The organism is Arthrobacter mangrovi, from assembly GCF_026011795.1.
Classification (GTDB): Bacteria; Actinomycetota; Actinomycetes; order Actinomycetales; family Micrococcaceae; genus Crystallibacter; species Crystallibacter mangrovi.
In genome coordinates this window covers 1-24,544 of sequence record NZ_BRVS01000015.1, presented here as the reverse complement: position 1 = coordinate 24,544, position 24,544 = coordinate 1, and the positions used below count along the sequence as shown (strand labels likewise).

The following is a 24,544-nucleotide window of genomic DNA, read 5'->3' as shown; positions in this document are numbered from 1 at the left end:
GATTTTCACCGTTCTTCCTGTCCCGCGGCGGCAGGGTCGAAACCTTTGCGGGTCATGATGTAGCTGCCCGAAACATCGAGTTCGAGATCGAAATACTCGGGGACGAAGATTGTCGTCGTGGGTTCCTCGACTACGGCCGGACCTCCCACCAGCTGGCCCACCGGCAGCTCCTGACCGTCGTAAACAGGCACCTGCTCCTTGCGCCCGAAGGATTTGAGGTAGACAGCACGATGGCTGCGTGGCTCCGCGGCACCGGTCACTCCTGCGTCGGGGTTGGACAGATCCGGTTCCGGCCGGTGGCCGATGACCGTTACCCGCAGGCTGAGCAGTTCCAGTTCCGCATCGAGCGTGCAGAACCCGTACAGCTGTTCATGTCGCTTGTGGAAGAGGTCCGCGAGTCTGCCGATCGCTGCCGGATTCGCTGGGTCCAGGTCCGAGTCGTCAAAATTGACGATCACTTCGTGATGCTGGCCGATGTAGCGCAGGTCCGCGGCGACGACGACGTGACGGTCTGCGTCCTGTACGCCCTCCCGTTCGAGCAGCGCGTACCCTTTGTCCGCCATTTCGGCGACCAGGGATTGGGCCCGGATCCGGTCGATCTCGTCGAGTCGGGTGCTGAATGCGCGTACGAAGTCGTGCCGCAGGTCCGCCATGAGCATGCCTGCTGCACAGAGCACGGAGGACAACCGGGGAATTACCACGATCGGGATCTCAAGCTCATGGGCGATCATGCCCGCATGTACCGGTCCGGCTCCGCCTGCCACCACCATGGGGAATTCCCGCGGATCGTAGCCGCGTTCCACTGAGATGTTTTTGGTGCCCGCGGCCATCTGCAGGTTAACCATCTCGTAGATACCCGCAGCGGCCTCGTCCAAGCTCAGTCCCAGCGGTTCGGCCACGCGGGAGGTGATGGCTTCGGCTGCCAGATCTGCCCGGAGCTGCTGGCGGCCACCGAGGAAGTAGTCGGGGTCGATGTAGCCGAGCACGACATCGGCATCCGTCACCGTCGGTTCGGCCCCGCCCCTGCCGTACGCGGCGGGGCCCGGCTCGGCGCCCGCGCTTTGAGGGCCGACGCGCAGCAGTCCTCCCTCGTCGATCCAGGCGATTGACCCTCCACCGGAGCCGATCGTGTGGACGTGGGTGGTGGGCAGCGATATCGTGTGGCGGTTGATTTCGCCCTCGCGTGTGATCTGGACCTGTCCATCCTTGACCAGGGACGCGTCGAAGCTCGTCCCGCCCATGTCCACCACGGTGCAGTCCGACCAGCCTCGGCCGGACACAAAGGCCAGGGCGGCCACCGGTCCGGCCGCCGGGCCGGACATGGTGATGGAAGCCGGCATGTGTGCCACTGTCTCGGGGAGGGTGATACCGCCGTTGGACTGCATGACCATGAGTGTTCCGGCGAAGCCTCGATCCGCCATCCTGCGGACGATCTTGCGCATGTAGCGTTCGACGACGGGCCCCAGGTAGGCGTTCATAGCGGTTGTGCTGACCCGCGGGTACAGGCGGATTTGCGGCAGCACGTCGGAGGAGACGGACAGGAACACGTCCGGGGCCGATTCGGTGATCAGTTTCCGGGCCTGTTGCTCGTGCTCGGCATTCTGGTAGGAGTGCATGAAGCACACGGCGATGGCTTCAACACCTTCAGCGACCAGTTCGTCAACGGCCTGCCGCAGCGCATCCTCGTCGAGGGGCGTGATGACCTGTCCCTCGACGTCAACACGCTCGGTGACGGTCTTGCGTAGGTCCCGCGGGACCAGCGGGCGCGGCGCGACGTATTTGTTGTTGTACAGGTGCTGGCGGCTGCGGATGCCTCGGCGCATTTCCAGGATGTCCCGAAAACCATCCGTTGTGATCAGGCCCGTGCGTGCACCGTTCTCCGTCAGCACTGCGTTGGTGGCCACCGTGGTTCCGTGGACGATCAGATCGATCTGGCCGAAGAAGTCCTGTTCTGCGAGCCCTTCCAATTCCGCCAATTCCGCCAAACCGGTCAGGATGCCGGTGGACGGATCCGTTGGCGTGGTGGACGTCTTGTGCTGCCGGCGGGTGCCGGCGTTCCCGGTCAGGAGGAAATCGGTGAACGTTCCTCCGACGTCGATTCCAACGGTGTATCCCATCAGTCGTTCCTTTCGATGTGACGCAGTTCCTGCGGGATCTTCGATCCGCGCTGCGGGGCGCCTTCCTGCACGACGTAGGTGTCGGCGACGCTCACACCGACGGTCGTGGTTGGGTTGACGAAGTTGGGATGAAGGGCCATGACCATTCCCTCGGCCAGAACCGTTTCGTCCGTTTGGGTAATGACCGGAATGTCGTGGTCAACGCCCACGCCGTGACCATGCCAGATGCCGAAGTCGACACCTGCGGGGGTAGCGACCTTTTCGACCGCTACGGCGACGTCAGCGGCCGTATTGCCGGCCCGCAGCGCGGCTTCGGCAGCGGCATGGCTCGCCAGGCAGGCCCGGGCGAGGCGCTGTTTTTCATCGCTGAGCGAGCCGACCGCGAACAGGCTGGCCTTCTCGACCCAGAAGCCGTTGGGCCCGGTGATCTCCACGTAGACTGAAGCTAGGTCCCCCGCCTTCAGCGCATCTGAGCGGGGCGGATCGTTGAAGAACGGCCCGGTGCCCACCATAACCAGTACGTGCTGTGCCCCGCGCCTGCGCACTTCCTGCTGGATATCACCCCAAAGTTCCCAACCGGCCACGCCCAACCCAGCGCGCTGCGCGAAGACCTCCATGCCGGCGTCAGCTATGGCGGCAGATCGCACCACTTCCGCCCGCTCATCCATGCTCTTGATTGCCTTGACGCGCCCTACCAAGGCGGTGGCGTCCGTGATCTGAGCCTGCGAGAGCGCGTTCTTTAGCATTTCGTAGTCGCCGACCGGCACGATGTGCCGCAGGCCGACGACGCCGATCTTGCCGGAGCCTGCTCGGTGCTCAGTGATCACGTCCGCGATCACCTGCGGGAGGCTGTCCTGTTCACTAATCACGTCACCCTGCCCGGCGGCCCTGACGTCGGTGAGCCCCGTGGCTTGGCGGGCGAACCAGGCGTCCGAATTCGTCGGCATGATCAGGATCGGTTCCTGTCCCGGGAGCACGACGGCATAGGCCAGACGGACCTGCGGGCACCACCCGGTTACATATTCCAGGTAGCCGTACTGGGTGATCAGACCACGGCCGGCAACGACGATGGCGTCATAGTTCTCAGCCCTCATCTCGGCCCAGATGGCTTCGTGGCGTTCCCGCAGGATCTTTGACTTTTGATCGCTGCGGGTAGAACTCAGAATTCCTGGAGTGGTCATTTATGGGGCCCCTTTTCATCGGCAAGCTCAAATCATTACAAAATCCGAATGACAATGGAGAGTATTTTGAGTCGAATTATTTTGATATTGCGAGTCTAGAATCCATGGTCAATAACGACAAATAGTTTTTTTGATACAATTGATAAGTATTGCCGTCGCCCTCAGAACCCCATTGATAAATTGTTCTGGGGCTGCTCAGACAGCCGTCGGTAAAGGTCCCGCAGGTGAGACTCGCGTCGCGGGCTTAGAGAGCTGCTGCATCGAGCATTTCCAAAAACCGCTGAACAGCCGGCACATCATTTCCGGTCCGCCAGGCAGCAGCCAGCGTCATGGCCACCACAGGGGTCCGCAACGGACGGATGACGGCTCCGTCCACACATACGCTTCGCACCGCATCCGGGACCAGTGCCAGCCCCATGCCCGCCGCCACCAGAGACACCATGACCGAAGTCGCGTTAACCTCCTGCCTGACGATTGGCTTGAATCCTGCCTGCTGGTAGGCGCCGGCCACAAAGGCGTCGGTTGCCAGATCCGCGGTCGGCCGATAGATGATGAACGGGTCCGACGCCACGTCACGCAGGTCTATCGCGCGCTCGGAAGCCAACCGATGGGTGGACGGCAGCATCAAGGACAAATAATCAGTCCTGACAATCTTGTGCGAAAACTCTGAAACGGCGATCGGCGGCCTGAGAAACCCTATGTCTATGGAGTTGGAGCGCAGCGCCGCTATTTGATCCGACGTTGCCATCTCGCCATGGACTTCTAGCGAAACCCCCGGCATATGCTCGCCAACGCCCTTGGCGATCCGCGGAAGCAGGTCGTAGGTGGCCGACCCGGTGAAGCCCACTGAGAGGCGCCCCGACGTCCCGCTGGCAACACGGGTCACCACGTCGCTGGCAGTGTCGATACTGGCCAGGATGTCCCGGGCCCGGCTCAGCAGGGCCTGTCCTGCCAAGGTCAATTCCACCCGTCGGGTGCTGCGGGCGAACAGTTCCGTCTGCAACTCCCGCTCCAAATTCCGTACCTGCTGGCTTAGCGCCGGCTGTGCGATGTGCAGCCGTTCGGCAGCGTGGTTGAAGTGCAGTTCCTCAGCAAGGACAACGAAGTATTTCAGGTGGCGGATGTCCATGGCGCTGGCTTAGTTCTCTGCCAGACCCCGCCGGCGGCGCTGGAGATGGTCAAGAAAGACGGCCACAATAAGGATGGCGCCGGTAATGGCGCCCTGCCAGAAGTCCGGGGTTCCCGACAGCGTCAGGCCGTTCTGCAGCACTCCGAGCATGAGTACGGCCAGGACAGTTCCGCCAAGCCCGCCGGACCCGCCGGACAGGATGGTGCCGCCGAGCAGGACCGCAGCGATGACCTGCAGCTCGATCCCGGTCCCAACTACCGGAGATGCGGTCGTGAGGCGCCCAATCTGGATGACGGAGGCGAGCCCGGCCAGCAACCCGCTGGTCACGTAGACTGAGACGAGGACCCGGTTGACCCGGATCCCTGCCAGCCGGGCCGCTTCCCGGTTCGACCCGACGGCGTAGATTTTCCTCCCCCAGCCGGTACCCGAGAGCGCCAGGTGGCCGAAAACGGTCACTAGGGCCGCGAGCATGACGGGGATCGGCAGTATGCCTATCGATCCATCGCCGATCGTCAGCAGCAGCGGAGCTTCTCCGAGCTGAATGGACGCACCGTCCGAGGCGACCAGTGCCAGGCTGCGGTAGCCGGCGAGGGTGCCCAGGGTGACCACGAAAAACGACATCCCGAGCGCCCCGATCAGCAGGCCATTCAGCAGGCCGAGCAAGATCCCGCACAGCACCGCAAGCATGATGACCGCCGGAGCCGGGACCCCGTTGACGTAAAGCAGGCCGGCGATAACCCCCGATAAAGCCAAGGCCGATCCGACTGACAGGTCTGCGCCGCCGGTCAGCACGACCATTGTCATGCCGACGGCGAGGATCAGTGGAACTGCTTGAAGACGGGCAATGTTGAGGAAGTTGTCAAACGTGAGGAAATTGGGCTGCGAAGCTGTGAAGAAGACGATCAGCAGTACCAATACTACGGACAGGGTGAGTTTGGGGTTCAGACTGAGCTGCCCTCGCGATTGGGGGCGAGGCCGTGTCGGGAGCAGGCCCAAGGGGCCGGCGAATTCGGTTTGGGGCGTTAGCTTGCTCATGCTACCTCCGTAGCGTCGTCTGTGTGGAAGGCCAAGGCCGCAATCTGCTCTTCGGTTGCCTGGTTCCCGTCGAGCCTGCCGACCACCCGGCCTTGGGACAGAACATAAATGGTGTCGCACAGCCCCAGCAGCTCCGGTAGTTCCGATGAAGCGATTAGGAAGCTCATGCCGTTGGCTGCTGCCTGCACGACGTGCTGGTAGATCTCCGCCTTGGCTCCCACATCGACACCGCGTGTCGGCTCGTCCAAGACCATCAGCTTGGGGCCGCGCATCAGGCTGCGGGCCAACAGCACCTTTTGCTGGTTCCCACCGGAAAGGCCCCCAATCGGATCTTCCAGGTTCGTATATTTGACGCCCATCTCACTGGCTGCCTGCCGGGCCTGGTCCTGTTCGGCGCGGCGGGAAAGCACGCCGGAGCGGCTAAACGTGCCAAGGCTGCACGCCGTCAGGTTCTCGCGCACTGTCCGTCCCGGCAGGATGCCCTGAACCCTGCGGTTCTCGCCGACGAAGCCGATCCCGGCCGCCAGCGCGTCTGCAGGATGACGGAAGAGGACCGTCTTGCCCTCCAGCCGGATGCTGCCGGCAGTCGGACGGATGGCTCCAAAAATGGTTTGTGCGAGCGTGGATCGTCCGGAACCGACCAGACCGGCCAGACCCACGATTTCACCTTCGCGGACCGTGACGGAGACATTCTGGATGTAGTTCCGCGCCGTCACCTCATCCACCTGCAGCACTATCCGTTCACGGGCCGGCACGTTTTGCGGATAGATCTCAGATAGTTCCCTGCCGACCAGCATGCCCACCACGTCGGCGTCGGAGACGTCGCTCAACTCTGATTCGCCGCTGACTCGGCCGTCCCGAAGCACTACGATCCGGTCCGCCACCTGGCGCATTTCCCGCATCCGGTGCGAAATGAAAATCACCGACATGCCGCGTTCGCTCAGGGTCCGCACGGTCCGGAGCAGATGATCGGTTTCATCTTCCGAGAGGGAGCTGGTGGCTTCATCCAGCAGCATGAGTTTTGGACGTCGTGAAAGCACGCTGGCGATGGCGACCAACTGCTGGACGTTGACCGGCAGTTCGTCCAGGGTGGCCCGGGGATCCACTTCGATCGCCAGTTCGTCCATAACCTCGCGGGCGCGCTTCCGGACCTGCTTCCACGCGACAGCTCCGGGCAGGTATCGGCGTCGTGGCAGCGCGCCGAGGAGGATGTTCTCCTCAACCGACAAGTGCCTGGCCACGGCTAGTTCCTGTTCCACGAGACCGATCCCCGCCGCCACCGATTCGTTTGGGTTTTGGAAGCGGACAGGCGCTCCGTCGATGCTGATCTCCCCCGCATCGGGACGAATGTGCCCCGCCAGGGTTTTCATCAACGTCGACTTGCCCGATCCGTTTTCCCCTGCCAGCGCCAGCACTTCGCCAGCCGCGATTCTCAGGCTGACGTCTTCGAGTGCCACGGTGCCCGGGTACGTCTTGGCAACTTCTTTGACCTCGATCATTGGTTCTGGTCCTTCCGTATCAGCCAGCACCGCTACTCGATCGGCAGTCCAAGGTACTTGCCATCCTCGATCTGCTTGACGCGGTCGTCCCACGGCACGAAGGAATCGACATTTTTCTTGGTCACCATTGCCACGTCCATCTGGTAGTTGAGGCCGACCTCGTTACCTTTGACAGCGGACTCAATGGCCAACCGGCCCAGCGTCTGCCCAATTTCCACTGGCTTGTAGTCCCAAGTGGCATCGATAGCTCCTGATTTCACTGCGTCCAAGCCGTCCTGGCTCGCGTTGAATCCGGTAACGACCACATCCTTTCCGGCCGCAGCAGCCGCCGCGGCCGCTCCAATGGCGCTCGGGTCGTTGTATGTGAAAACCGCCGACAGATCAGGATGCTGGGTCAGGAATCCCTCGGCTAGCGGACGCGCGCCTGCTGCGTCGTCGGTGGGATTGCCCTTCTGGCCGACGAGTTCCAGGTTGGGGCGCTGCTTGACCTGCTGACTGAATTTGTCCAGCAGGAAGATGTTCGTATTTACTGGCGCCGCGATGCCGATGGCCGCAACCTTGCCCGTTCCGCCGGTCTGCTGCTCGATGAAGTCCGCGGCTTCCTCGGCCTGTTGGCTGCGGCCTGTCATCACTTGGGCGCGCACCGGTGACAGGGTTTCAGGAGTGGCGTTTGTCATCAGGGCGTCGTGGGCAAAGAGGGCGATGCCCGCCTTGTCAGCGCGTTCCAGCACATTCTTGAGCGTGGGGAAGTCCAGTGGGAAGACCACGATGGCGTCGACTTCCTCCGAAATGAACGTGTCGATGTCGCTGATCTGCTTGTCGATCTGCAACTGGCTGTCCGCCGTGACGAGCTTTCCGCCAGCATTCTCGACTTCGGCACGCAGTCCGTCGGCGATGGCCTCGATGGTGGAGTTCTGCGCCGTGGGCAGGGTCATTCCCACGGTGAATGCGTCATCAGTCTGCCCCGAGCCGGCGGCGGTACCGCAACCGGCTACAAGCAGGACCGCTGCCCCTGCCGCAAATAATCCTGTAAGGCGCATTTGGATTTTATACATGTTGCCAAATCCTTCCGGCAGGAGGTAATCCCCCGATAATTGTGGATGATAAGAATGTCCGTAGAGTCGGCATTCTGGCCTGGCAGCGACTGATTTGATGGCCTTGAAAATGCTGCGGGCCTGAGAATTTGTGGGAATAATTCGTGCCCTGCTGAGTGTGCCGCTATTATGCACAATTACAGCATCGAGGAATAAACCACTCAAGCGTTTAAAGATACCGCTTGGACCGGAATTGATAATTCGTGCTTATTGGTCCTGGTGGCGGCGCTGCCGGCATGATCCGGACGCGCCGCCACTTTGGATGATTCGCTAGGCGGCGGGCGCGGGCTCTGCCACATCGTCCTCGTCCCGCAGCGCCGCCGTGCCCGGAACCATAGATGTTCCGGCGCCTTCCTGCAGGACGGAGCGCCGCAAGAGGACATAAACCAGCGGCGTGAGGACCAACGTCAGCAGGAATCCGAGCGGAAATATTCCCGTGGCGGTGAGGAAGTAGGAGACGCCGGAGCCGACGACGGCTGCGACAAGGCCAGCCCAGTTGATCCGTTCGACCGTCGCGGTATCGGCCGGACGCCGCTTCCTGACAATGAAGAAATCAGCGATGACAAGTGCGCACAGTGAGAACGTCAGAATGCCCAGCAAGCCCAGGTACTGCGTAATGACCCCCAGGATGTTTGCCCAGACGGAAATCAGCGCGATGACGTTTGCGGCGATGACCATGGCGATTCGGTTGGGCTTTCGGCCCAGCACAGCGTCATACAGGTTGGCCAGAGTCAGGGATCCGGAGTAGGTGTTGATGACTTGGGCCTTGATTTGTGCCGCATACATGACGAGGAAACCTATGAAGCCGCTCAGGATTACGAAGTAGGCTCCAGGGTTTGAATGGGCCAGGTGCTGGACTTTTTCCACGATGGAGCTGCCCTGCTGGGCGGCCGCGATGTCGGAGTTGGCCGCGTCCGCAAGGAATCGGGCGACGACGGCGTCTCCTGCCTGGTAGAGCAGCGCGCCGAGGGAGACGACGAGGAAGTTCACGATGATATTGCCGCCCACGGCCATGATCCCGACGTCCTTGGGGGTGCGGGCGTAGCGTGCGAAGTCGGCGCCGACTAGGGACAAGGCGCCGGCCATGCCGATCATCATGCTCAGGACGGTCATGATCTGGACCGGGGTCACTTCGCTGGGCCGCACTGTCAGTACCTCCCCGACGGAAAGCCCAGACTGCTGGAACGCGACGAAACCCACCCAGAGCATGAGGGCGCCGGCAATGATGGTCAGAAAGAATGATGTCTTCTGAACGACTTTCATGCCGAAGATCGTGAGCAGAATCCACACAAGTGAGAGGAGGCCGTAGATCAGGACTGCGTTGCCCAGGTTAGGTGCCCAGCCCAGCATGAAGAGCGTGCCGTAGTAGAGCAGGACATTCTCCAAAGCCAGGAAGCCGAGGATCATGAAGGCGAAGATCAGCGAAGCCAGCGAAGATCCGGAAGCTCCAAGGCCATGGAATCGCATGCTCACGGTCGAGGACATGCCCGTGCTTTGGCTGGCACGGCCGGTCAACATGCCGACGACCGACCCGAACAGGGCGGAAACGGCGGCCATGGCGATGGCCCACTGGGTGCCGACGAGATAGCTGGCGGTGCCGCCGATGAGCAGCATGGCGAGTGTGGTCCCGACGCCGGCCGTGTTCGCCAGAAGGGACCAGCCGCTCATGCGCTGGCTTGCGGCGACGGGATTTAGGACGTTGTCATCCATGGCCGCTTTGAGGCCGGTGGATTGCGGGGTGGATGGGGTGGCGTCATGTGCAGAAGCCATGGCCGTCTCCTTGGAGTTGGTTCCGGTACTGCGGGGGCACGGCATGCCGGCAGAATCCGGAGCGGTGACCCTCCTGCGGCGGCGGGCAAGACTGCCCGCGGCGGACGGAGGCTGAGGGTAGGGCGATTGCACCAGACCACTCCACTGTGTTGAAGCGAGGGGTGGCCGGTTGGTTAGGGCCTGGAGGCCGAAACAGGCGGCCTCCAGGCCCAGCTTCAGATCAGGACAGACTCAGGCGTGCCCTGATCTGATCCTTCTGGTCCCGCAGGTACATCACGAAGGAACCGTTCGCATCCACGACGGTGTTGTATTCGTCCAGAACCACGATTGTGGTGGTGCCCAGTTCGATGATGGCCGGGCCTTCCACTTCCTCGCCCGGTCCCATCGCGGCGCCCTGGTGGACATCGGCCTTCACCATGCGGTGCTGCAGCGGAGACCAGATATTGCGGCGCTTCGGTTCCGGGAGTGCTCCCCCGGAAATGGTGCCGCTTAGCGTGACCCGATCATTAGGGGTACGGCCGACCGCGGAGAGGCGGATGTTGAGCAGGTCGATCGGCATCTCGAAGTTGTTGTAGCCGAACAGCGCCTCGTGTTCCCGATGGAACGCCTCGGCGAACTCCGCAACGTTCGGTGCCTCCAGGTTAGCCGGATCCACTTCGAGATTAAGTTCGTACCACTGCCCCTTGTAGCGCAGGTCAACGGAGGGGACAAACGAGATGTCTGCCTCGTCAACACCTTCGGCGAGCAAGGTGTTGAGGCCATCGGCTGCCATTTCCTTCCATGCAGCCACCAGCGTCCCCGCATCCAGGTTTTCCAGGCGCTGGTTGGCGCTCTGGACGTAGTCGTGCTTGAAATCGCAGACCAGCATGCCCGCCGCGCAGAAGATGGAGGAATCACGCGGGGTGATCAGCACGGGAATCTCCAACTCCCGGGCGATGGCGGCCGCGTGGACCGGACCGGCGCCGCCGGCGACGACAATCGGAAAGTCGCGCGGGTCCAGGCCGCGGCGGACGGTAATGTCCCGCACGCCCGCGGCCATATTGACATTGACGATTTCGTAGATGCCGGCTGCTGCTTCTTCCACGCTCAGTCCCAGCGGGTCCGCCACGTCCGTCTTGATCGCCTTAACGGCGGCCTCCCTGTCCAAGCCGATCTGGCCGTGCAGGAAGGTATCAGGATCAATGTAGCCCAGGACCACATCGGCGTCGGTGGTGGTCGCATGCACGCCGCCGCGGCGGTAGCAGGCCGGGCCGGGCACGGCGCCCGCACTCTGCGGTCCGACCCTCAGCAGGCCGCCCTCATCCACAGAGGCGATGGAGCCGCCCCCGGCGCCGATGGTGTGGATATCCACCGCCGGTAAGGCGACGGACCAGCGATCTATCTCGCCGTCCGTCATCACCAGGGGCTTGTTGTCCTTGACCACGGCGGCGTCGAAACTGGTACCGCCCATGTCCACGGTAATGCAGGAGTTCCAGCCATGGGTGGCGGTGACCAGCAGCCCGGCTGTGGGGCCGGACGCCGGGCCGGACAGCAGCGACAGCGCCGCGCGCCTGGCCAGCTGGTCGGGGGTCGCGACACCGCCGTTGGACTGCATCATCAGCAGGACGCCCTCGAACCGGACCTCGGCGAGCAGTTCCATCAGTGTGGATAGGTAACTGCTGATGATGGGGCCCGCGTAGGAGTTCAACACCGCGGTGCTGGTCCGCTCGTAGTAACGGGCCTGGCCCAAAAGTTCGGCGGACTTGGTGATGTAGGCGCCCGGCATCAGCTCGGCCACGATCTGCGCCGCGCGGTCCTCATGGACCGTCGAGGCATGCGAGTGCATGAAGGAGATGGCCACGGACTCCACGTCCTGCTCCTGCAGGACTGCCACGGCGTCCCGCACGTCCTGCTCGGACAGCGGGGTGACTTCGTCCCCCTTGTAATCGAGACGGCCGGCCACCGGCAGCCGCAGATGCCGGGGCACCAGCGAGTCGGGCTGTTCCAGCCGGTTGTCGTAGGGCTCCTCGCGGGTGCCGTGGCGCATCGGGAGCACGTCCCTGAACCCCTCGGTGCCCAGCAGCGCGGTCTTGGGTCCGCGCCGGGTGAGAAGGGCGTTCGTCGTGACGGTGGTGCCGTGCACAATCAGTTCCACACCGGCCAGAAAGTCCTCAATGGACGTGTCGTCCAGTGCGGCAATCTCCTGCAGCCCGTTGTAGACCGCAAGCGGCGGATTGGAGGGAACCGAACTGGTCTTGTGGATGCGCCGCTGGCCGTCGGGATAAATGACCAGGAAGTCGGTGAAGGTGCCGCCGACGTCAATGCCGATTCTGATGCTCATGGGAATGGACCTTCCGGATATGTCTTAGGCGCGAAGCGCTGCGGTCTGTGCGGTGTCGACGGCGGTTCCGTCTGAGGTGAGGACGACGCCGTAATCCGACCGCGCCCTTTCTGCCGAGAGAATGCCGTCGCGGACCTCGGCCAGGACCTTCTCCGCCGGCCGCTTGAAGGCGTCGCCGTATCCGGCACCGCCGCCGAGCAGGGATTCGACCCTGGTCCCCGGGGGCATGGCGATGATCTCCTTGGACCCCCACTGGTGAACCGTTCCGTCCGGGAAGGTGACCGTCATGTCGTTGAGACCCGAATCCATGCCGCCGAAGAGTCCTTGTGCCGGCACCGCGCCTTCGGCGCGGACATTGTCCCCGAGAGTGACTCCATGCTGGTTCTCGCCGTAACTGACCCAGGCGGAACGTGTCCCCATCCCGCCGCGGTATTCGCCGGCGCCCGCGGAGTCGGGCAGGTACTCGTGGTATTCGAGGAAATGCGGCGAGGTTAGTTCGAACATTTCCGGGTCCGGTGCGCGCATCTGCCCGGCGGTCCCGGTGAAGCCCAGGGCGTCCCAGCCGTCGGTCCCCTGCACGCCTCCGGGGCCGGTCCGCTGGAAGACGGTCAAGGTGCCGAATTCTTCGTTGGTGCGCGGGTCGACGCCGTTGGTGGACGTACACAGGTACTTGTTCCAGCCCGCGGATACCCGGTCCGGGAGGATACCGGCCAGTGCCGTCATGATGCACTCGACCACTTCGTCAGACATCTGGTTCCCGAAGACGGTGGCGGCCGGGAAGCGCGGGTTCAGGACGGAGCCTTCCCGGAAGACTGTTCTGATGGGTTCGAACAGCCCCTGGTTGGTGGGGATGTTAATGTCCCCGCTGGCCATGAGCATCAGGAATGCGATTCGCACGGCTCCCTTGGCAGAGGCCGGTGGCATATTGGTGATGCCCGGCGCCTGGTCGTCGCTGGCGGAGAAGTCGAAGGTGATTTCATCACCCTTGATTTCAATGTCGCAGGCGATCTTGTAGCGCTTGGTGGTGTCGAAGCCGTCGGAGACCATCCAGCTTTCGCCGTAGTAGTGTCCGTCGGCCCACCGGCTGACCTCGGCCCGTACCTGGCGCGCTGAGCTTTCGAGGATATAGTCCATGTGGTTCTCGTAGACCGGCAGCGTGTAGCGTTCGATCAGCTCCCCCAGCCGGCGGGCTCCGATGGTGCAGCAGCCGATCATGGACTTGATGTCTTCCATGACGAAATCGAAGCGGATGTTCGCCGCGATGAAGTCCCACACGTCCCTGCGGAAAACGCCCTTCTCCGCGACCTTGACCGGGGGGATGCGCAGGGCCTCCTGCCAGATGTCCCGTGCGTTCGGGTCGTAGCCGCCGGCGGTCATCCCGCCGATATCGGCCATGTGGCCCTTGGCAGCGGTCCATCCGACCAGCTGGCCGGCAGAGAAGACGGGCATGAAGATGCCCGTGTCCGCATTCTGGTTGCCTCCGTGGTAGACGTCGTTGTGGACGATAACATCGCCTTCGTGAATGTCGTCCCCGTAGTAGTTGATGATGTACTCCAGCGCCGGATGGGCGCCGAAGGCGATGATGGCGGCGAATTCGGCCTGGGCCAGCGTGTTGCCATCCTTGTCGAAGACTACGGTCACCAGGTCCCCGATTTCGTTGAAGATCGGTGATCGGGAGGACCGCATCAGCATGGTCGCCATTTCCTTGGCGATCGCGTCGACCCGGCGCTGCAGCACCGATGCCGTGATCGGATCGATCCTGTTCTCAGCATTCGTTGACATGTACTTCACCTTTCGAAAGACGGTGCAGGCCGGTCGGGTGCTCCGAAAGCTTACGGCTCCCGGTCTCCTCGACGACGTAGGTGTCGGCCATGTAACCACTGGTTTGCGCTCGGTCATCCAGCACCATCGGGTGCACGGCCAGCACATAGCCGGCCTGGAGGGCGGTGTCCTGGGACTGGGTACCGTCCTCGACTACGTCGAGGCCGATCCAGGGCTGTTCGAGCACGTCCAGCCCCAGTGAGTGTCCGGACCAGTAGGAGGAGGTGGCTCCCTCGGTGCCGATGGCCTCGAGGATAGACCGCTGGACGTCCGACGGCGAGGTTCCGGGTGCCATTTGCGCTGCGGCTGCGGCCAAACCCTTGGTAACGGCCCGGGCCATGCGCGCGTCGTCGTCCGCCGGGCGGGCGAAGGTGACCATCCGGGACAGCTCGGTCCAGTAGCCCTTGGGCCCCACGATTTCAAAGGAGAAGGTGTGGATGTCGTGGGTGGTCAGGACGCGGTCACGCGGGGGTCCGAAGGTCGCCCCGGTCTTACCGCCGTCGACTTCCGTGTACATGGTGAGGAACAATGGGTCCTCGCCGCCGAGCTGATGCCCGACCTTGTACATCTCGGCGCCGATCTCCCGCTCCGTGACGCCCGGCCGGGCGATCTCCAGCAGCCGGCTGAAGCACTGGTCCAGGATGAACGCTGATTCCTCGACGCCGCGGATTTCCGCCGCACTCTTGACCGAACGGATCAGTTCGAACTGGGCCGAATAGTCGATGAACTGTGCTTCGGGGTAGGCGCTCGTCAGGGCAAGGTGCTCTTCCACCTTCATAACCTGTCCCAGCCCAATGATGCCGACCTTGGAAAAGCTGCGGCCCTTGAAGGCGTCGACCAGGCCCTGGGCGATGGTTCCCGGGAAGCGGTAGTCGCTGACCCAGCCGCTGGTTGGCCGGCGTCCGCCGATGAGGTTTCCCGAGAGTACGAGCACCGGCTCCTCATCCTTAAACATCACGGCATTGCCGGAACGATGGGGCAGGTTGTAGTCGGAAACGTAGCGCAGCGCCCCCTTGTGGCCGCGGTAATCATTGGCGGCAAAGATGAGGGCGTCCACGCCGTTTTCCTGCATCGACTTGTTCAGCAGGTCCCAGCGGCGGTCCCGCTCGGAAAATGAATTGGGCATCTGCGCACCTTTCGCATTCGCTGCCGGACCCGCAGGCCCACGCAGTTAGCGGTAGCGGGCCGGCAAACCGACCCCGTTGAGTATGGGTAGTCAAGGAACCGTGTTCCCGAGGGCACCGGAAGACACCAACGGGGAGGTGTGAAGCGGATCACGGATCTGACTCGGAAAGGACATTACAAATCGGTTTCCCCTAGGGCAACAGGAGGTGCAAGGATTCTTCCATGCGAAATATTGAACAGGTGCCTCCGCTCGATTCCGTGCATCGCGCGTTGCGGCTGCTCGTGGCCCTGCGCGACGGTCAGGTCCTCAGCGTCAAAGATGCCTCCGCAATGCTCGACGTTGTCCCCTCGACCGCACACCGTCTGCTGGCCGCCCTCTGCTACGACGGCTTCGCAGTCCAGGACAGGGAGCGCCGGTACCGGGCCGGGCCGGAGCTGGCCCCCCACGAGGAAATGTCCTACCCGCCCAACCAGCTCCGCGGGGCCATCTGGCCCTCCATTGAGACCCTCAATAAGACCCTCGACGAGACCATCCAGGTCTGGGTCCTGCAGGGGCCGAGGGTCAGGTACATCGACGGGATCGAGAGCACTCAGTCCCTGAGTGTGCGCACGGCCATGTGGGACCTTGTGCCCGCCTACTGTTCTGCGGGCGGCAAGGCATTGCTGGCCACGCTTAGCAACGCCGAGCTTGAGTCCATCCATGCCGGCGGGCTCCCGCCGTGGCGCTCGTCCCGGATCACCTCCCTGCAGTCGCTCAAGCGGCACCTGGTGACCGTGCGGCAGAACGGCTACGCACTCAACCTCGAAGAGGCCGCCCAGGGAATTGCGGGTATCGCTGCCTGTGTGAAGGACCCTGGGGGTCGCGCGGTCGCAGGCATTTCCGTAGCCATTCCCAGCATTCGGTTCAACCGCAAGAAGATCCCGGATTACGTCGAGGCTCTGCGCGATGCCGTCGCCACGGCCGAAGCGGATCTAGGCAAGCCTGCCCGGGGGGCTGCTGCCCACGCCTCATAGGGATCTGCGTGGGAGGCAGCGGTATCCGGCGCCCGAAAGATTCATATTTCCGGACGGCATTTTCATAGGAAAAACATACCTTTTAGTTATTCTCCTCAGCGAAATGCGGTACAAGACCGTAGACCGGCTGAAACGGCGCACCCTACGCTCGGTGCAACCGTCCCCGAGCCAGAGTCCTGGCCCACATTGAGGAGGCATTTCTATGGTGGTTTCCCCTGAGATCTCCAGTTCCACGGCCGCGGAAGCGCAGGACGTTGCGTGGCGCGAATACGTCCGGGAGGATCGGGTTCACCGGTCCCTCTATACTGACGAGCGCGTTTTCAACGAGGAAATGGTCAAGGTCTTCGGCCATACCTGGGTGTACCTGGCGCATGAGTCGCAGCTCCCCGAACCCAATTCATTCGTGTCCACCAAACTGGGCCTGCGGCCGATCATTGTCACCCGTGACCGCCGGGGCGGCCTGCACGCGGTCTTCAACCGCTGCGCACACCGCGCGGCCACTGTCTGCCGCGAGGAAACCGGTGTCGCCAAGAGCTTCCAGTGCCCGTACCACGGGTGGACCTTCAAGAACACCGGCGAACTGGTCGGCGCCCCCTGGCCGCAGGGCTACGGGCCAGACTTCGATAAGTCCGAATTCGGCCTTGGCAAGGTCACCCGTGTCGACTCGTACCGAGGTTTCATCTTCGGCACCCTTAGCGAGGCGGCACCGCCGCTGGCCGACTATCTAGGGGAAGCCCGGCCCTGGCTGGACTATTGGATCGACCGGGCCCCGGAGGGCGAGGTCGTCGTGCGCAGCGCGGCACACCGGATGGGTTACCGCGGCAACTGGAAGCTCGCCTTCGACAATGCCGGAGACGGTTACCACCCCTCGTTTTCGCACCGTTCACTGCTGGAGATGGCTTCGCGGATGGGCGACAGCAAGGACATGTCCTACTTCGGCAAAACCCCGGACGACGGTCCGATGAAGGTGTATTCGCTGGGCAACGGCCACAGTGTGATCGACCAGCGACCCAACTTTGATGGTCCCGGCAGCATCTGGGCCAACCAGCGTCCCCAGCCCGGCCGCGAAAAGTTCGAGGAACTGATCCGCGCCAAGTATCCCGAGGACGCCGACCGGCTGCTGGATATCAGCGCCGGCGGGCAGATCAACCTGAGCATCTTCCCGAACCTGCTGATCATCGGCAACCAGATCCAGGTGATCGAGCCGCTGAGCGTGGACCGCACCCAGCTGACCTGGAACGCCACATCGATCGGCGGGGTTCCTGAGGAAGTCAACACCATGCGCATGCGCACCCAGGAAGACTTCCCGGCCTTTGGCGAGCCGGACGATCAGGCGAACTTCGAAGAGGTCCAGCGCGGACTGGCCGTCACCGAGGAGGAATGGGTCCTCATGAACCGCGGCCTGAACGTGGACGGCTGGCAGACCATCGACGAGAACGGCGTCATCGTCACCGCCGTGACGGACGAGATCCACATGCGCGGCTACTACGAAGAATGGCTGCGCCTGATGAACGGAGAGCCCGCATGAGCCAGAAGATTGAGGACTACTCCGACACCTCGAGCTGGTCCTACCACGTTGATGATTCCTTCTACGCGGACCTTGACCGCTTCAGCCGGGTGCTCGCCGAGGACTGGCCGGTAGCCGAAGTCGAGCCTGCGCGCGCCGCCGAAGGATTCCTGGCCCGCGAAGCCCGGCTGATCGACGAAGGCCGCTTCAATGACTGGCTGGAGCTCTTCGGGCCCGACTGCCTGTACTGGGTACCCATCACCCCGGGAGGCGGCAACCCGCGCCTGGAAGTCTCCCACGCCTTTGACGACTGCCGCCGCCTCACTGATCGCGTCTACTGGCTGCGGACCGGCCTCGCCTTCAGCCAGATCCCCCAGTCCCGTACCCGCCGGATGATCAGCAACATGGAGGTCTTGGACGAACCAGCCAGCGGCCTGCGCTTCATCCGTTCCAACTTCATCGTCAACGAATTCCGCGCCGGGGTCGCCAAGAGCTACACCGGCTGGTACGGACACGTGCTTCAACCGCAGGACGGCGGCTGGACCATCAGACTCAAGCAGGCCAACCTGCTCGATTCCGAGCACATCCACGAAAACCTCACGCTGGTCTTCTGAGGGGAGGCCGAAAATGACGACACATGAGGACGGTCACTACGCCGACCTGGAACAGCTGCGACGGGAAAACAGCCTGCTGCAGCAGAGGATACGCCGTCTCGAACGCGAAGCGGCCAGCATGCAACCGATCATTGCCGAGGTCAAACGTCTGAAAATCTGGGATTTCACGCCCTACGGGGTCCGGCCAGATGACTCGTGGCTGGCTTTGGACCGGGCCAGCGCTACGGAGCTGATGCGTGCCCTGGCCGGGACCGACCATTGGCACCCCTGGCAGTCCCGCATCGAGCCACGGCCTCAGCCATGAACCGCGGCGGCGAGGTCGTAATCATCACCCATTTCGATGATGCGGATCTGCTGTGGCTGGACCGCTTGATCCGAGAGCAGGAGCTGGTGCCCCGGACAGTCCGTCCGTTTGGCGGGGAACCGCTGCCGCAGCCCGGTGACGGTGACACTGCGGCAGTGATCTGCCTGGGCGGCCCCCACAGCGCTTACGATACGGCTGCACATCCCTTCCTGCTCAGCGAAGAGACATTCCTCAGGGACGCAACCGAGGCAGGGGTCCCTACGCTGGGCATCTGTCTGGGCTCGCAAATCCTGTCCCGGGCGCTCGGAGGCCAGGCCATGCCCGGTACCCGGGGACTGGAATGCGGATTCATCGATGTCCGGACAGTTCAGGGAACGGCGGAGGCTTCGGGCGACCCACTGCCGGATTGGCTGTGTGGACGGTTCTTTTCCTTCCACACCGATACCTTCCTCCCCCCGGCAGGTTCAGAGCTGCTGGCAGTCTCCGACCAGTACCCGCAGGCCTGGCGGCTTGGCTCGGCCCTCGCAATCCAGTTCCACCCGGAAATCTCTCCTGCCGGTATCCGGCAGCTGCTTTCAATAGAGGAAGACAAGCTGCGCACATATGGCATCGACGTTGAAGCCGTACTTGCGGAGGCAACTGCATCCCGGGACACGGCCTGGGCCGGAGCACGGCAAATTCTCGGAGGCTGGCTCACCGGCCGCATCACCGTCTAGAAACACCACCAACCGTCCGGCGGCGCCCGCCGCCGAGCACTGCTCCAAAGGACCTGATTATGTCTAATTCCAGCAAGTTCATCCCCAAGTTCAACCTCTACACTGACGAGCAGCTCGCGGCTGCAGAACGCAACCGCGCAAGCCTTGACAGTGGCAACATTGAGATCGTCCGCCTCGTCTGGCCCGACCAGCACGGCCTGCTCCGTGGCAAATCCGTCACCAAGGAGTCCTACCTGGCATGCCTGGAGTCCGGGATGGACATCACCATGGCGCCGTTCTTCTTCGACACGGCCAACGGCATCGTGCTCAACCCGTTCTCCCCCGACGGCGGCTTCGCCATCGAAGGCCTGGGCGGCAGCCCCAACGTCAAGATGGTCCCGGACCCGGGCACCTTCACTGTCCTGCCCTGGGTGGAGGAAACAGCTGTCGTCATCTGCGACCTGTACATGTCCGACGGCCGGCTGTTCCCCTTTGCCCCGCGATCAATCCTCAAGACCTCACTGGGCAAGATGGCTGAGAACGGCTACGGACTCGTCGCCGGCATCGAGATGGAGTGGTACCTCACCCGGCTCGTCGACAACATGCTCGAACACGGGTCCCTCGGCGCCCCCGGCTCGCCGGCCGATCCGCCGAAAGTGGCGCCCGTTGCCCGGGGCTACAACTACCTGCTCAGCGACCATCTGGACGAGATCGACCACATTCTGCGGCCAATCCGCAAGGCGCTCGTATCCATGGACCTGCCCCTACGCTCTTTGGACGACGAGTGGGCACCCAGCCAGGTCGAAACCACGTTCGACGTCCTCGACGGGCTCGCCGCCGCCGATGCCGCAGTGCTCTTCAGGATGGCGGTCAAGCAGATCTCCAAGCGCCACGGCCATATTGCATCCTTCATGTGCACGCCGGCCATCCAGGGGTTCTACGCCAACGGTTGGCACTTGCACACCTCCGTCGTTGACCTTTCCACGGGCGAGAATCTCATGGTTCCCTCCTTCGACGAGCCGCTGTCCGACCTTGGCCAGCACTACGTGGGCGGCACCCTGGAGCACGGCATCGCCGCCTCTGTCTTCACCACACCTACCGTCAACGGCTACCGGCGCCGCCGGCCTTACTCGCTGGCACCCGACCGGCTGACCTGGGGCCAGGACAACCGCGCCGCCATGATGCGCGTGATCTCGGCTCCAGGCGACAAAGCATCGCATGTGGAGAACAGGGTAGGCGACTCGGCAGCGAACCCCTACCTCTACATCGCCGCCCAGGCCGCCGCCGGACTGGACGGAATCCTGAGCAAGACCAAGCCCGGCCCGCTCAGCGAAGACCCCTACAAGGCAGACGTCCCGCAGCTGCCCACCTCCCTGGCCGAAGCCATCGACGCCCTCGAAGCCGACACCTTCTACCGGCAGGCCTTCGGCAGCACCTTTATCGACTACCTCGTCGCCATGAAGCGCAGCGAGGTGACCAGGTACCAGGCCTGGCTGGCAGAGCATCCGGACGCGGACCAGTACGTCAACGGCGTCACCGACTGGGAGCACCGCGAGTACTTCGAGGTGTTTTAGCCCCACCACCAGGAACCATCATCCGGGTGCCGTCGCTGCCGACGGCACCCGGACACTGCAGCACAGAACAGACAGATAAGCAGGTCGATCCCCATGCCCAAAATCATTCTCCGTTCCCCGGACGGGAACACACACACCGTGGACGCCCGCGTCGGGGCCTCGGTCATGGAAACCGCCGTCAAACACGGTGTCCCCGGCATCGTCGCGGAATGCGGCGGGGCGTTGTCCTGCGCCACCTGCCACGTGTATGTGTCCGACTCATGCCTGGAACGCGCCGGTGCGGCCGAGGACTTCGAAGACGAGATGCTCGACGACGCCACCTCCGAACGCCGTCCCAACAGCCGGCTCTCCTGCCAAATCCGAATGTCCGACGAACTCGACGGGCTCGAAGTAGAGATTGCCCCCGAACAGTGAAGGACCCCATGGACACCGTCACGACTGAAACTGAGACCGGGACGCTGATCGTCGGTGCCGGCGAAGCCGGACTCGGCATCGCCGTCGCCCTGCGCAACGCGGGGTACACGGCCCCTGTCACGATCACCGGCTTGGAAGCCGACCCGCCGTACCAGCGCCCGCCGCTGTCCAAGGAATTCCTCGCCGGCGAGATGGACGAGGAAAACCTGCTCCTGCGCGCCGATGATTTCTACCAGGACAAGGACCTCCGGCTGCTCACCAACGCGCATATCGAGGACATCGTCCTGGACGAGGATTCCGCAGGCGGGACCGCCACCACCTCTGCCGGCCACGCAATCCATTTCGACGGGCTGGCACTGGCCACCGGCGCAAGCCCTCGGCGCCTGCCGGTGCCAGGCGGGGACCTCGACGGGGTCTGCTACCTGCGGGATATCCCGGATGCCCGTCGGCTGCGCACACTGCTTCCCGGCGCTACGCGGGTCGTCGTCGTAGGCGGTGGCTACATCGGGCTCGAGGCCGCCGCCGTCGCACGCGGGCGTGGCCTGGATGTCACCGTGGTTGAGACCTTCGACCGGTTGCTGCAGCGCGTGGCCGCCCCTCCGATATCGGAATTTTTCCGCACCGCCCACGAAAAGCGCGGGGCGAAGGTGCTTCTCGGCGCCTCGGTCACGGCCCTGCGGGGATCCGCCGGCAGCGTGAGCGGTGTTGAGCTCTCCGACGGCATGGTGCTCCCTGCCGACCTGGTGATCATCGGCATCGGCGTCGAACCACGGATTGAACTGGCGCAGAAGCTGGGACTGGACTGCGGCCGCGGCATCATCGTCGATGACGCGGCACGGACCAGCAACCCTGCCATTGTGGCCGCGGGCGACTGCACCATGCAGCCGCATCCGCTCTACCCCACCGAGTCCATTTGCCTGGAATCGGTACAGAACGCCGCGGACCAGGCCAAGGTAGCCGCCGCCTCACTGATGGACGGGCCCCGGCCGGAACGGGCCGTGCCCTGGTTTTGGTCCAATCAGGCGGACATCAGACTTCAGATCGCCGGCCTGTCGATGGGCTTCGACGACTACGTGATCCGCGGAGAGCCCGGTACCGAGCAGTTCACCGTGCTGTACTACCGCGACGGCCGGCTGATCGCCGCCGACGCCGTCAACAACCCGCACGACTTCATGGCCGTCAAACGTGCCCTGGCCAAAGGTGCCACGATCGACCCCACAGATGCCCACAACACCGGTCTCCCATTGAAGACCCTGATCCGGGAAATTTGATTCAGCCACCCAGCACAACGCAACGGAGCAAAGGAGAACTGACATGTCGCAGGAAGTCACCGAATTCGAGGCTACCGCAGCCGACTCAGGCGGCCGCGCCACCGAACGCTACTTTGAAAACCACGCGACAAACCTGGACACGCCCAAGGAACGGGTCAGCCAGCTGGCCACCGAAGTCCTGACGGCGGTCCACGACGTGATCCGCCGGCACCGGGTCACCTATGACGAATACCAGGCTGTCAAAGGCTGGCTGATTCAGGTCGGTCTGGACGGCGAATGGCCCCTCTTCATGGACGTCTGGGTCGAACACGTCGTCGAGGAAGTAGCCACCGACCACCGCGAAGGGTCCAAAGGATCCATCGAAGGACCGTACTACGTTGCCGGCGCCCCGCAACTGCCCGCCACGTGCAGCCTGCCCATGCGCGCCGACGAGCCCGGCACTCCCCTGCTCTTCGCAGGACAGGTCAGGGACGTCGACGGCCGACCGCTGGCCGGCGCCAACATCGAACTATGGCATGCCGATGACCACGGCTTCTACTCGCAGTTCGCTCCCGGCCTGCCGGAATGGAACCTGCGCGGAACCATCATCGCCGACGCGGACGGGACCTTCGCCGTCAACACCATCCAGCCCGCGCCGTACCAGATCCCCACTGACGGGTCCTGCGGCAAGCTGATCGAGGCCGCCGGCTGGCACGCATGGCGCCCGGCCCACCTGCACCTGAAGGTCTCCGCACCCGGCCACGAACTGCTCACCGCCCAGCTCTACTTCCAGGGCGACAGCCACCTGGAAGACGACATCGCTACCGCGGTCAAACCCGAACTGGTCCTCGCCCCACACCCCAAGGCCGATGGAAGCGGGAACGAAGTCACCTACAACTTCGTCCTCGATCCGGAACAGCCTTAACACGCCACAATCCGACCGCCGCGCCGCCCTCTCAGCCCACCGCAGGGGGCGGCGCGGCATGCCCAGGTACTGCCCGGCGCGGTGTGGGCCTAGTGCACGATCAAAGGAGATCAGAATGTCAACCAGAATCGGTATCCCCGTACGCCTCAGTGATCCGGCGCTGGACAACCGTGTGGCAGTAGCCAATCGCCTTATCGGGCTCATTACTGACCGCGTAAGCGCCGCAGGCGGCATCCCAGTGCCGCTCACCCCGGAAACCTGGGCCGCGGGACCGGACATCGACGGGCTGCTGCTCCCCGGGGGCGGAGACCTGCACCCCCGCTGCTACGGTCAGGAACCGGATCCCCGCGTCTACGACACCAATCCGGCGCAGGACGATCTCGACTTCGCCGCCGCCAAGCATGCCCTCGAGAAGGACCTGCCCATCTTCGGCATCTGCCGCGGAATGCAGCTGATCAATGTGCTTTACGGCGGCACCCTCATCCAGGACCTGCCGCCGTCGGATATCGATCACCGGCATCGGCACACGGCGGACCCTGCTGGCGCCTTCGCCCGTCACCCGGTCGACCTCCTACCTGGATCCCGGCTTGCCGCACTGCTGGGCACCACAGCTCCCACCGCCTCCGCCCACCATCAGGCCGTTGACCGCCTCGGCGAAGGCCTGATGGTCACAGCACGCGCGGCCGACGGCTGCATTGAAGCCATCGAAGATCAGGCGCGGCAGGTCCTGGCAGTGCAATGGCACCCCGAAGTGCTGGCCAGCGAAGATCCAAGGCAGCAAGCCATCTTCAAAGCCTTGGTCGACGCTGCCCGGCAGAACAAATCTATCCAGCCATCAACAAACTCGCGCTAAAGACGCGCTCCCTATCTGGCCCGGGTTCCTACCCGGTGCTGGTCAGCTTCTTTGGCTTGAAGGATCCGTGCCCCTCGGAGTGGCACTGTTCATCGCCGCCTTGGCAGGAGGACTCCTGGGAGCTATAGCTAGCGGAGCGTTCACTCGCGTTACAGAACTCCGCGAAACGCTCGACTACTGCGCCACGTATCCGCCGTCTACGGACCACACCGCGGCGGTGACTAAGCTCGCTGCGGCGGAGGCTAAGCTACGGATCGCCTCGTCTCGAAGGGCACGGTCCCTGCGGGGACTGTAAGAAAAACG

The 24,544-nt window shown here is 63.5% G+C and carries 20 protein-coding genes; 10 read left to right on the top strand and 10 right to left on the bottom strand.

Translation table 11 applies throughout. The features are described 5' to 3' along the window. Positions 1 to 5: 5 nt before the first annotated feature. The 10 genes from AHIS1636_RS13830 to AHIS1636_RS13785 all read right to left on the bottom strand — a co-directional run bounded on the left by AHIS1636_RS13830 (position 6) and on the right by AHIS1636_RS13785 (position 15,092). Positions 6 to 2,117, bottom strand: a complete 2,112-nt coding sequence (locus AHIS1636_RS13830; protein ID WP_264796424.1) for a hydantoinase/oxoprolinase family protein — start codon at positions 2,115 to 2,117, stop codon at positions 6 to 8. Then, positions 2,117 to 3,298, bottom strand: a complete 1,182-nt coding sequence (locus AHIS1636_RS13825; RefSeq protein WP_264796423.1) for a M24 family metallopeptidase — start codon at positions 3,296 to 3,298, stop codon at positions 2,117 to 2,119. The genes AHIS1636_RS13830 and AHIS1636_RS13825 overlap by 1 nt, the downstream gene beginning before the upstream one ends. A 244-nt stretch (positions 3,299 to 3,542) precedes the next feature. Continuing rightward, the gene (locus AHIS1636_RS13820; protein WP_264796422.1) at positions 3,543 to 4,427 is read right to left on the bottom strand and encodes a LysR family transcriptional regulator; all 885 of its coding nucleotides are present in this window, start codon (positions 4,425 to 4,427) and stop codon (positions 3,543 to 3,545) included. Between the two features lie 9 nt (positions 4,428 to 4,436). After that, positions 4,437 to 5,462, bottom strand: coding sequence for an ABC transporter permease (locus AHIS1636_RS13815; RefSeq protein ID WP_264796421.1), 1,026 nt, complete (start codon positions 5,460 to 5,462; stop codon positions 4,437 to 4,439). Further along, positions 5,459 to 6,961: a sugar ABC transporter ATP-binding protein gene (locus AHIS1636_RS13810; RefSeq protein WP_264796420.1), complete on the bottom strand. Its 1,503-nt coding sequence runs from the start codon at positions 6,959 to 6,961 to the stop codon at positions 5,459 to 5,461. Before AHIS1636_RS13810 ends, AHIS1636_RS13815 begins: the two co-directional genes overlap by 4 nt. A 32-nt stretch (positions 6,962 to 6,993) precedes the next feature. After that, on the bottom strand, positions 6,994 to 8,016 hold the full coding sequence (locus AHIS1636_RS13805) for a sugar ABC transporter substrate-binding protein (protein ID WP_264796419.1): 1,023 nt from the start codon (positions 8,014 to 8,016) through the stop codon (positions 6,994 to 6,996). A gap of 309 nt (positions 8,017 to 8,325) precedes the next feature. Continuing rightward, complete coding sequence (locus tag AHIS1636_RS13800) at positions 8,326 to 9,825, bottom strand: purine-cytosine permease family protein (protein ID WP_264796418.1); 1,500 nt, start codon at positions 9,823 to 9,825, stop codon at positions 8,326 to 8,328. 220 nt (positions 9,826 to 10,045) lie between these two features. Next, positions 10,046 to 12,145 (bottom strand): hydantoinase/oxoprolinase family protein, encoded by a 2,100-nt coding sequence (locus AHIS1636_RS13795; protein ID WP_264796417.1) that lies wholly within the window; start codon positions 12,143 to 12,145, stop codon positions 10,046 to 10,048. Between the two features lie 24 nt (positions 12,146 to 12,169). After that, positions 12,170 to 13,927, bottom strand: coding sequence for a hydantoinase B/oxoprolinase family protein (locus AHIS1636_RS13790; protein ID WP_264796416.1), 1,758 nt, complete (start codon positions 13,925 to 13,927; stop codon positions 12,170 to 12,172). Next, positions 13,911 to 15,092, bottom strand: coding sequence for a M24 family metallopeptidase (locus AHIS1636_RS13785; RefSeq protein WP_264796415.1), 1,182 nt, complete (start codon positions 15,090 to 15,092; stop codon positions 13,911 to 13,913). Before AHIS1636_RS13785 ends, AHIS1636_RS13790 begins: the two co-directional genes overlap by 17 nt. Before the next feature lie 221 nt (positions 15,093 to 15,313). On the opposite strand from AHIS1636_RS13785, the gene AHIS1636_RS13780 reads away from it, so the two are divergent. The 10 genes from AHIS1636_RS13780 (at position 15,314) to AHIS1636_RS13735 (ending at position 24,241) form a co-directional block, all read left to right on the top strand. After that, positions 15,314 to 16,105, top strand: a complete 792-nt coding sequence (locus AHIS1636_RS13780) for an IclR family transcriptional regulator (RefSeq protein WP_264796414.1) — start codon at positions 15,314 to 15,316, stop codon at positions 16,103 to 16,105. Between the two features lie 202 nt (positions 16,106 to 16,307). Beyond that, positions 16,308 to 17,633 carry an aromatic ring-hydroxylating oxygenase subunit alpha gene (locus tag AHIS1636_RS13775; RefSeq protein ID WP_264796413.1) on the top strand — a complete coding sequence of 442 codons (1,326 nt, stop codon included), beginning with the start codon at positions 16,308 to 16,310 and terminating at the stop codon, positions 17,631 to 17,633. Continuing rightward, complete coding sequence (locus tag AHIS1636_RS13770) at positions 17,630 to 18,226, top strand: aromatic-ring-hydroxylating dioxygenase subunit beta (protein ID WP_264796412.1); 597 nt, start codon at positions 17,630 to 17,632, stop codon at positions 18,224 to 18,226. The genes AHIS1636_RS13775 and AHIS1636_RS13770 overlap by 4 nt, the downstream gene beginning before the upstream one ends. 13 nt (positions 18,227 to 18,239) lie before the next feature. Then, entirely contained in the window at positions 18,240 to 18,530 is a 291-nt protein-coding gene (locus AHIS1636_RS13765) for a hypothetical protein (RefSeq protein ID WP_264796411.1), read from the top strand. Further along, positions 18,527 to 19,246, top strand: a complete 720-nt coding sequence (locus AHIS1636_RS13760; protein ID WP_264796410.1) for a type 1 glutamine amidotransferase — start codon at positions 18,527 to 18,529, stop codon at positions 19,244 to 19,246. The genes AHIS1636_RS13765 and AHIS1636_RS13760 overlap by 4 nt, the downstream gene beginning before the upstream one ends. A gap of 59 nt (positions 19,247 to 19,305) precedes the next feature. After that, the gene (locus tag AHIS1636_RS13755) at positions 19,306 to 20,799 is read left to right on the top strand and encodes a glutamine synthetase family protein (protein ID WP_264796409.1); all 1,494 of its coding nucleotides are present in this window, start codon (positions 19,306 to 19,308) and stop codon (positions 20,797 to 20,799) included. Positions 20,800 to 20,892: 93 nt separating this feature from the next. Next, positions 20,893 to 21,213 (top strand): 2Fe-2S iron-sulfur cluster-binding protein, encoded by a 321-nt coding sequence (locus tag AHIS1636_RS13750; RefSeq protein ID WP_264796408.1) that lies wholly within the window; start codon positions 20,893 to 20,895, stop codon positions 21,211 to 21,213. Positions 21,214 to 21,221: 8 nt separating this feature from the next. Then, positions 21,222 to 22,484 (top strand): NAD(P)/FAD-dependent oxidoreductase, encoded by a 1,263-nt coding sequence (locus AHIS1636_RS13745; RefSeq protein ID WP_264796407.1) that lies wholly within the window; start codon positions 21,222 to 21,224, stop codon positions 22,482 to 22,484. Positions 22,485 to 22,527: 43 nt separating this feature from the next. Next, positions 22,528 to 23,388 carry a catechol 1,2-dioxygenase gene (gene catA, locus AHIS1636_RS13740; protein WP_264796406.1) on the top strand — a complete coding sequence of 287 codons (861 nt, stop codon included), beginning with the start codon at positions 22,528 to 22,530 and terminating at the stop codon, positions 23,386 to 23,388. 115 nt (positions 23,389 to 23,503) lie between these two features. Then, the gene (locus AHIS1636_RS13735; RefSeq protein WP_264796405.1) at positions 23,504 to 24,241 is read left to right on the top strand and encodes a gamma-glutamyl-gamma-aminobutyrate hydrolase family protein; all 738 of its coding nucleotides are present in this window, start codon (positions 23,504 to 23,506) and stop codon (positions 24,239 to 24,241) included. Positions 24,242 to 24,544 lie beyond the last annotated feature (303 nt).

Excerpts from the sequence above, each read along its gene's own strand:
- AHIS1636_RS13830 (WP_264796424.1), bottom strand. The coding sequence starts at position 2,117 with ATGGGATACACCGTTGGAATCGACGTCGGAGGAACGTTCACCGATTTC.
- AHIS1636_RS13825 (WP_264796423.1), bottom strand. The coding sequence starts at position 3,298 with ATGACCACTCCAGGAATTCTGAGTTCTACCCGCAGCGATCAAAAGTCA.
- AHIS1636_RS13820 (WP_264796422.1), bottom strand. The coding sequence starts at position 4,427 with ATGGACATCCGCCACCTGAAATACTTCGTTGTCCTTGCTGAGGAACTG.
- AHIS1636_RS13815 (WP_264796421.1), bottom strand. The coding sequence starts at position 5,462 with ATGAGCAAGCTAACGCCCCAAACCGAATTCGCCGGCCCCTTGGGCCTG.
- AHIS1636_RS13810 (WP_264796420.1), bottom strand. The coding sequence starts at position 6,961 with ATGATCGAGGTCAAAGAAGTTGCCAAGACGTACCCGGGCACCGTGGCA.
- AHIS1636_RS13805 (WP_264796419.1), bottom strand. The coding sequence starts at position 8,016 with ATGTATAAAATCCAAATGCGCCTTACAGGATTATTTGCGGCAGGGGCA.
- AHIS1636_RS13800 (WP_264796418.1), bottom strand. The coding sequence starts at position 9,825 with ATGGCTTCTGCACATGACGCCACCCCATCCACCCCGCAATCCACCGGC.
- AHIS1636_RS13795 (WP_264796417.1), bottom strand. The coding sequence starts at position 12,145 with ATGAGCATCAGAATCGGCATTGACGTCGGCGGCACCTTCACCGACTTC.
- AHIS1636_RS13790 (WP_264796416.1), bottom strand. The coding sequence starts at position 13,927 with ATGTCAACGAATGCTGAGAACAGGATCGATCCGATCACGGCATCGGTG.
- AHIS1636_RS13785 (WP_264796415.1), bottom strand. The coding sequence starts at position 15,092 with ATGCCCAATTCATTTTCCGAGCGGGACCGCCGCTGGGACCTGCTGAAC.
- AHIS1636_RS13780 (WP_264796414.1), top strand. The coding sequence starts at position 15,314 with ATGCGAAATATTGAACAGGTGCCTCCGCTCGATTCCGTGCATCGCGCG.
- AHIS1636_RS13775 (WP_264796413.1), top strand. The coding sequence starts at position 16,308 with ATGGTGGTTTCCCCTGAGATCTCCAGTTCCACGGCCGCGGAAGCGCAG.
- AHIS1636_RS13770 (WP_264796412.1), top strand. The coding sequence starts at position 17,630 with ATGAGCCAGAAGATTGAGGACTACTCCGACACCTCGAGCTGGTCCTAC.
- AHIS1636_RS13765 (WP_264796411.1), top strand. The coding sequence starts at position 18,240 with ATGACGACACATGAGGACGGTCACTACGCCGACCTGGAACAGCTGCGA.
- AHIS1636_RS13760 (WP_264796410.1), top strand. The coding sequence starts at position 18,527 with ATGAACCGCGGCGGCGAGGTCGTAATCATCACCCATTTCGATGATGCG.
- AHIS1636_RS13755 (WP_264796409.1), top strand. The coding sequence starts at position 19,306 with ATGTCTAATTCCAGCAAGTTCATCCCCAAGTTCAACCTCTACACTGAC.
- AHIS1636_RS13750 (WP_264796408.1), top strand. The coding sequence starts at position 20,893 with ATGCCCAAAATCATTCTCCGTTCCCCGGACGGGAACACACACACCGTG.
- AHIS1636_RS13745 (WP_264796407.1), top strand. The coding sequence starts at position 21,222 with ATGGACACCGTCACGACTGAAACTGAGACCGGGACGCTGATCGTCGGT.
- catA (WP_264796406.1), top strand. The coding sequence starts at position 22,528 with ATGTCGCAGGAAGTCACCGAATTCGAGGCTACCGCAGCCGACTCAGGC.
- AHIS1636_RS13735 (WP_264796405.1), top strand. The coding sequence starts at position 23,504 with ATGTCAACCAGAATCGGTATCCCCGTACGCCTCAGTGATCCGGCGCTG.